7 protein-coding genes and 1 pseudogene are annotated in these 7,273 nt (G+C 75.1%); all 8 read left to right on the forward strand.

Annotated elements, in window-relative coordinates; translation table 11 throughout:
• Positions 1-2 precede the first annotated feature (2 nt).
• A pseudogene (locus DMH08_RS42725) lies at positions 3-188 on the forward strand (hypothetical protein); the annotation flags it as partial.
• A 76-nt stretch (positions 189-264) separates the two neighbouring features.
• The gene (locus DMH08_RS01315; protein WP_125611104.1) at positions 265-504 is read left to right on the forward strand and encodes a carboxyl transferase domain-containing protein; all 240 of its coding nucleotides are present in this window, start codon (positions 265-267) and stop codon (positions 502-504) included.
• Positions 505-577: 73 nt separating this feature from the next.
• Positions 578-1,756 (forward strand): 3,5-dihydroxyphenylacetyl-CoA synthase DpgA, encoded by a 1,179-nt coding sequence (dpgA, locus tag DMH08_RS01320; protein WP_233617338.1) that lies wholly within the window; start codon positions 578-580, stop codon positions 1,754-1,756.
• 29 nt (positions 1,757-1,785) lie between these two features.
• Positions 1,786-2,457: an enoyl-CoA-hydratase DpgB gene (gene dpgB / locus DMH08_RS01325; protein WP_026400756.1), complete on the forward strand. Its 672-nt coding sequence runs from the start codon at positions 1,786-1,788 to the stop codon at positions 2,455-2,457.
• Positions 2,454-3,818, forward strand: coding sequence for a (3,5-dihydroxyphenyl)acetyl-CoA 1,2-dioxygenase DpgC (gene dpgC / locus DMH08_RS01330; protein WP_125611106.1), 1,365 nt, complete (start codon positions 2,454-2,456; stop codon positions 3,816-3,818). The genes dpgB and dpgC overlap by 4 nt, the downstream gene beginning before the upstream one ends.
• Positions 3,815-4,651, forward strand: a complete 837-nt coding sequence (gene dpgD, locus DMH08_RS01335) for an enoyl-CoA-hydratase DpgD (RefSeq protein ID WP_125611108.1) — start codon at positions 3,815-3,817, stop codon at positions 4,649-4,651. Before dpgC ends, dpgD begins: the two co-directional genes overlap by 4 nt.
• 253 nt (positions 4,652-4,904) lie before the next feature.
• Entirely contained in the window at positions 4,905-5,162 is a 258-nt protein-coding gene (locus DMH08_RS01345; protein ID WP_026400754.1) for an MbtH family protein, read from the forward strand.
• 32 nt (positions 5,163-5,194) lie between these two features.
• On the forward strand, positions 5,195-7,243 hold the full coding sequence (locus DMH08_RS01350; RefSeq protein ID WP_233617339.1) for an ABC transporter ATP-binding protein: 2,049 nt from the start codon (positions 5,195-5,197) through the stop codon (positions 7,241-7,243).
• The last annotated feature ends 30 nt before the right edge of the window (positions 7,244-7,273 follow it).

The following is a 7,273-nucleotide window of genomic DNA, read 5'->3' on the forward strand; positions in this document are numbered from 1 at the left end:
GGATGGAGGGGCTGCGGCGGGGGGACGCGGAGTTGCGGGCGCGGATCGTCGCCGGGAGGCCGGCGGCGGTGGAGCGGCAGCACGCGCTCGGGAAGCTCACCGCCCGCGAGCGGCTGGCGATCCTGCTGGACGAGGGGTCGTTCGGCGAGATCGGGCTGTACCGGCGGCCCGACGGGGGGCCGGACGAGCCGCGGCCGCACACCGACGGCGTCGTCACCGGGTCCGGGGAGATCTTCGGGCGGCGGGTGTCGCGCGGCGGGCGCGGTGAACGTGATCCACCGCCGCGCGCTGGCCGCGGCGCCCGACCCGGAGCGGCTGCGCGCCGAACTGGTCGACGACTACACGCGGCGGCTCGTCCATCCGTACTACGCGGCGGAGCGGGGCCTGGTGGACGACGTCATCGATCCGGTGCGGACGCGGATCGAGGTGGCGCGCGGCCTGGCGATGCTCCGCACGAAACGCCGGGCCGGGCCGCAGCGCAAACACGGAAACGTGCCCCTGTGAGGAACACGAGAGAAGGGTCGACATTGTCCGGGCCGCAACGCGGAGATATTCGCAGTAAACCGAGAATGTGGGGATGGACCTTCCGATGACCGTGGACATGGAATTATCCCGGGACGACTTACCGACGGAGGCGCCGCGCCCCGACGTCGCCGCGGCGAACCCGTTCGTCCCCCGGATCGCCGGGGTGGGGACGGCCGGCGGCGCCACGTCGTACTCGCAGCGCGAGGTGCTGGACGAGATCGGCGTCACCGACCCGAAGGTGCGGTCGGTGTTCCTGAACAGCGCGATCGAGAGCCGGTACCTGACGCTGCCGCCGCCCGGCGCGGGCGGCCGGCGGGAGTCCGAGCCGCAGGGCGACCTGCTCGACAAGCACCGCCGGCTGGCGGTCGAGATGGGCGTGCGGGCGCTGGAGAGCTGCCTGAAGCGGGCGGACGCGCAACTGTCGGACCTGCGGCACCTGTGCTGCGTGACGTCGACGGGGTTCCTCACCCCGGGCCTCAGCGCGCTGGTGATCCGGGCGCTGGGCATCGACCGGCACTGCAGCCGGTCCGACATCGTGGGGATGGGCTGCAACGCGGGCCTGAACGCGCTGGGCGTGGTGTCCGGCTGGGCGACCGCCCACCCGGGCGAGCTGGCCGTGGTGCTGTGCACGGAGGCGTGCTCGGCCGCGTACGCGATGGACGGGACGATGCGCACGGCGGTCGTCAACAGCCTGTTCGGGGACGGCGCCGCGGCCGTCGCGCTCGTCGCCGGGCCGGAACCGGGGCCGGGCGCGCGGGCCGCGGGCCCGGACGCGGCGGGGCGGGCGCCGGGGCCCCGCGTCCTGCGGTTCGCCAGCACCCTCATCCCGGAGGCGCTCGACGCGATGCGCTACGACTGGGACCGCGACCTGGGGCGCTTCAGCTTCTTCCTCGACCCGCAGATCCCGTACGTGGTCGGCGCGAACGCCGAGGTCGCGGTGGACCGGCTGCTGGACGGGACGGGCCTGCGGCGCGGCGACGTCCGGCACTGGCTCGTCCACTCCGGCGGCAAGAAGGTGATCGACGCGGTCGTCGTGAACCTGGGGCTGAACCGGCACGACGTCCGGCACACGACGGGCGTGCTGCGCGACTACGGGAACGTGTCGAGCGGCTCGTTCCTGTTCTCCTACGAGCGGCTCGTGGAGGAGAACGCGGTCGAACCGGGCGATTACGGCGTCCTGATGACGATGGGGCCGGGCTCGACGATCGAGACCGCGCTGGTGCGGTGGTGACGCGGGTGGCGACGAGAACGGGAGCGGGCATGACGCAGGCGGCGGGAACGGTCGGGGCCGCGGCGCGGATCGACGGCGCGGCGCCGCTGTCGGCGGCGGTCGTCCTGGAGATGAACGAGCTGTGCGACCGGGTCGAGGGGCCCGGCGGGCCCGGGCTGGTGGTGCTGGAGGTCGGGGGCGCGCCCGGCCCGTCCCGGGACGGGCTGACGACCTCGCTGGTCACGAAGTGGGAGCGGACGCTGCGCCGGCTGGAGCGGCTCCCGGCCGTGACGGTGGCGGTGGCGTCCGGGGACGTCGGCGGGACGGCGCTGGACGCGCTGCTGGCCACCGACGTGCGGATCGCCGCGCCGGACGCGCGGCTCCTCGCGGGCGCCGCGGGCGCGGCGACCTGGCCGGGGATGGCGCTGTTCCGGATGGCGCACCAGGCGGGGACGGCCGCGGTGCGGCACACGGTGCTGTTCGGCGCGCCGGTCGGCGCGGCGGAGGCGGTCGCGGCGGGGCTGGTCGACGAGACGACGACCGACCCGGACGCGGCGGTGGCGGAGGCGGCGGCCCGGTTCGGCGGGTTCGCCGGGCCGGAGCTGGCGATCCGCCGGCAGTTGATGTTCGACGCCGCCACGACCGGTTTCGAGGACGCGCTGGGCGCGCACCTCGCCGCGTGCGACCGGGCGCTGCGGCTGGAGCGGGAGGCCGCGTCATGACGATCGAGCACTCGGCCGCGCCCGCCGGGGCCGCCGCGGCGGCCCTGCCGGGGGACGCGGGACGCGCGTGGGACGAGCTGGGCGGCGTCCTGCGGGACGCGGACGCGTTCCTGGACGGGCTGCCGGAACCGGCGGTGCGGTCCGCGGAGCAGCGGACGGCCGCCGCCGCGGCGCTGGACCGGGCGCGGGCGGCCCGCACCCGGTTCATGGACGCGCACGCCGCCGCGGTGTACGACGCGCTGACCGCGGGGCGGACCCGCGAGCCGCGCATCGACGCGCTGGTGGAGGCCGCGGCGGAGGCGTTCCCGGGGCTGGTGCCGACGGCGGCGCGGCTCGCGGCCGAGCGGACCCGCGCGCAGGCCGACAAGGAGGGCCTGGAGATCGACCAGGGCATCTTCCTGCGCGGCGTGCTGCGGTCCCCGGTGGCGGGCCCGCACCTGCTCGACGCGATGCTGGCGCCGACGGAGCGGGCGCTGGACCTGCTGCCGGAGTTCGTCCGGACGGGCGCGGTCGACATGGAGGCGGTGCGGCTGGAGCGCCGCGACGGGGTGGCGCACCTGACCATGTGCCGGGACGACTGCCTGAACGCGGAGGACGAGCGGCAGGTCGACGACATGGAGACCGCGGTCGACCTGGCGCTCCTCGACCCGTCGGTGGGCGTGGGGCTGCTGCGCGGCGGCGAGATGAGCCACCCGCGCTACCGGGGGCGCCGGGTGTTCAGCGCCGGCATCAACCTGAAGCGGCTGCACGCGGGGGAGATCTCGCTGGTCGGGTTCCTGCTGCGCCGGGAGATGGGGTACATCGCCAAGCTGGTGCGGGGCGTGCGCGTCCCGGCCGACCCGGACGCCCCGGACGGTTCGGGCGGCGGTCCGGCGTGGCAGTGGCCGACGGTGGACAAGCCGTGGGTCGCGGCGGTGGACGCCTTCGCGATCGGCGGCGGCATGCAGCTGCTCCAGGCGTTCGACCACGTCATCGCCGAGGCGGGCGCGTACCTGAGCCTGCCGGCCGCGCAGGAGGGCATCATCCCGGGCGCGTCGAACTACCGGCTGACCCGCGCGACGGGCCCGCGGATCTCCCGCCAGATCATCCTGTCGGGGCGGCGGATCCGCGCCGCCGAACCGGCCGCGGCGACACTGGTGGACGAGGTCGTCGAGCCGCCGGAGATGGACGCGGCCGTCGCGCGGGCCGTGGACCGGCTGCGCGGCCCCGCGGTCGTCACCAACCGGCGGATGCTGAACCTCGCCGACGACCCGCCGGAGGAGTTCCGCCGCTACATGGCGGAGTTCGCGCTCCAGCAGGCGCTGCGGATCTACGGCCAGGACGTCCTGGCCAAGGTCGGCCGCTTCGGGCGTCCCGCGTGAGCGCCCCCGGCACCGCCCACGACGCCGCCCCCGAGGATGAGGGCCCGCGCGTCCGGTACGTGAAGAAGGACCACGTCGCGTACGTGACGCTGGACCGCCCGGCCGTCCTCAACGCGATGGACCTGCGCACCCACGAGGAGCTGGCCGCGGTGTGGGACGACGTCGAGGCGGACGACGACGTCCGCGTCGCCGTCCTGACGGGGGCGGGCGACCGCGCGTTCTCCGTCGGGCAGGACCTCAAGGAGCGCAGCCGCCTCAACGCGGCGGGGGCGCCGCCGACGACGTTCGGCAGCCGCGGGCAGCCGGGCTGGCCGCGGCTCACCGAGCGGTTCGGGCTGACCAAGCCGGTCCTGGCGCGGGTGAACGGGTACGCCCTCGGCGGCGGCTTCGAGCTGGCGCTCGCCTGCGACGTCATCGTGGCCGCCGAGCACGCCGAGTTCGGGCTGCCGGAGGTGCGGCTCGGGCTGGTGCCCGGCGCGGGCGGCGCGTTCCGGCTGGCCCGGCAGGTCCCGCTGAAGGCGGCGATGGGCCACCTGCTCACCGGCCGCCGGATGACGGCGGCGCGGGCGCTGGAGCTCGGGCTGGTGAACGAGGTCGCGCCGGCGGACGGGCTGGACGAGCGGGTCGCCGCGTGGACCGACGACCTGGTGCGGGCGGCGCCGCTGGCGGTGCGGGCGGTGAAGGAGGCGGTGCTGCGGTCCGTCGACATGCCGCTGGAGCAGGCGTTCGCCACCCGGTACGTGTGGGAGGAGCGCCGCATGCGCAGCCGGGACGCGGTCGAGGGGCCGCGGGCGTTCGCGGAAAGGCGCGAGCCGCGCTGGACGGGCACGTGACCGTCCCCGCATAGGCCCCCGCGGCGCGGAGCCCACCGGACGTTCCGGTGGGCTCCGCGCCGTTCCCGGCGGCGGCGACCGCGCGCGGACCGCGCGGCCGAGAACTGCGCGGAAAAGGCGGCCGTCCAACCGGAAAAATGCACGGTTGGACGGTCGCGCGTCCATTTTCTGGCGCCTTGTAGGGGCCTGTCGGCCTCATTATCGTGACGCGTGAAATGGAAGGGCCGCTTTCGCAATCTGCAGGGGAGAGATCATGGCCAACCCGTTCGATGACGAGAACGGACGATTCCTGGCGCTGATCAACGACGAGGGCCAGTACTCGCTGTGGCCGGCGTTCGCGGACGTGCCGGAGGGCTGGGAGATCGCGCACGGCGAGGACACCCGGCAGGCGTGCCTGGACCACATCGAGGCCAACTGGACCGACATGCGGCCGCGCAGCCTCGTCGAGGAGATGCGCGAGTACGAGGCGGGCCGCGCGGGAACGGCCGAGCCCGAGAAGACCTCGTCGTGATCGGCGGCCCGGGACCCGTGATGATCCGCGGGATGGGAGGCGAGGAGGTGACCCGGCAGCGGGTCCGTCCCGGCACCTTCCGGCGGATCCTGCCCTATGTCCGGCCGTACCGCGGCCTCGCGATCCTCCTGCTGACGATCACCGTCCTGGGCGCGGGGATCACGGTCGCGATCCCCCTGCTGTTCAAGGTCATCATCGACGACGGGGTGATCCCGCGCGACACCGCGGTGGTGGTGTGGGTGGCGGCGGCCGCGGCCGTCCTGGCGCTGGTGGACGCGGCCGGCAAGCTCGCCGCGGCGCGGCTGTCCGGCCGCATCGGCGAGGGGCTCATCTACGACCTGCGCACGGAGGTGTTCCGGCACGTCCAGCGGCAGCCGCTCGCGTTCTTCACCCGCGCGCAGACGGGCGCGCTGGTCAGCCGCCTCAACACCGACGTCATCCAGGCGCAGCAGGCGGTCACCTCGCTGCTGTCCATGGCCGTGCCGAGCGTGCTGACGCTGCTGCTGGTGCTGGGCACGATGTTCTACCTGTCGTGGCCGATCACGCTGGTGGCGGTGCTGGTGCTGCCGCTGTTCCTGCTGCCGGGCCGGCTCGTCGGGCGGCCGCTGCAGCGGCTCACCCGCGAGTCGATGCACCAGGACGCCGAGATGGGCTCGCTCATGCACGAGCGGTTCAACGTGACGGGCGCGCTGCTGGCGAAGCTGTACGGCCGCCCGGACGAGGAGGCGGACCTGTTCGCGCGCCGCGCGGCGCGCGTCCGCGACATCGGCGTGGTCACCTCGGTGTACGCCGAGCTGATGCTGATCTCGGTGATGCTGCTGGCGTCCCTCGCGACGGCGCTGGTGTACGGGCTGGGCGGCGCCCTGGTGATCGACGGCGCGGTGCAGATCGGCACGCTGGTGGCGATGGCGACGCTGCTGACCCGGCTGTTCGCCCCGCTCAACCAGCTGTCGAGCGTCCAGGCGGACGCGATGACCGCGCTCGTCAGCTTCGACCGGGTCTTCGAGGTGCTGGACCTGAAGCCGCTGATCGCCGAGCGGCCGGACGCGCGGCCCGTCGCCGCCGTCCGGGTCGCCGAGGCGAACGGCGGCGGGGACGCGGACGGCGCGGTGGCGGCCCCGGACATCAGGTTCGAGGGCGTCGCGTTCCGCTACCCGTCCGCGGCGGAGGTGTCGCTGGCGTCGCTGGAGTCGATCGCGCTGCCGTCGCCGGAGCGGGGCGAGAACCCGCCGGTGCTGCGGGACGTCACGTTCACCGCTCCGGCGGGCCGGATGACCGCGCTGGTCGGGCCGTCCGGCGCGGGCAAGACCACCATCACGCACCTGGTGCCGCGGCTGTACGACGTCGAGGCGGGCACCGTCCGGATCGGCGGGGACGACGTCCGCGAGCTGACGCTCGACTCGCTGCGCGAGACAGTCGGCATGGTCACCCAGGACGCCCACCTGTACCACGACACGCTCCGCGCCAACCTGCTGTACGCGCGCCCGGACGCGACCGAGGACGACATGCGGGAGGCGTGCGAGGCGGCGCGGATCTGGGACGTGATCGCGGCGCTGCCGGAGGGCCTGGACACGGTCGTGGGCGAGCGCGGCTACCGGCTGTCGGGCGGCGAGAAGCAGCGGGTCGCGCTCGCGCGGCTGCTGCTCAAGGCGCCGCCGGTGGTGGTGCTGGACGAGGCCACCGCGCACCTCGACTCGGAGTCGGAGGCGCAGGTGCAGCGGGCGCTGCGCACGGCGCTGCGGGGACGGACGTCGCTGGTGATCGCGCACCGGCTGTCCACGATCCGGGAGGCGGACCGGATCCTGGTGGTGGACGGCGGCCGCATCATCGAGTCGGGCGTCCACGAGGAGCTGCTCGACGCGGGCGGCCTGTACGCCGAGCTGTGCCGCACCCAGTTCGCGGCGGCGCGCCCCGACCCGGAGCGCGACCGGCTCCCGGAGCCCGCCGTGGCCGGCGCGCCCCACCCGGGCCCCGGCATGGGCCCGCCGCCCGGCCCGGGCATGGGTCCGCCGCCGGGCCCCGGCATGGGCCCGCCGCCGATGGGTCCGAGGGGACCGATGGGCCCGCCTCCGCGCGGGTGAAGTCCGGCATTCCGGTCGCACCAGATGAGG

It is taken from the genome of Actinomadura sp. WAC 06369 (assembly GCF_003947565.1).
GTDB classification, from domain to species: domain Bacteria; phylum Actinomycetota; class Actinomycetes; order Streptosporangiales; family Streptosporangiaceae; genus Spirillospora; species Spirillospora rifamycini.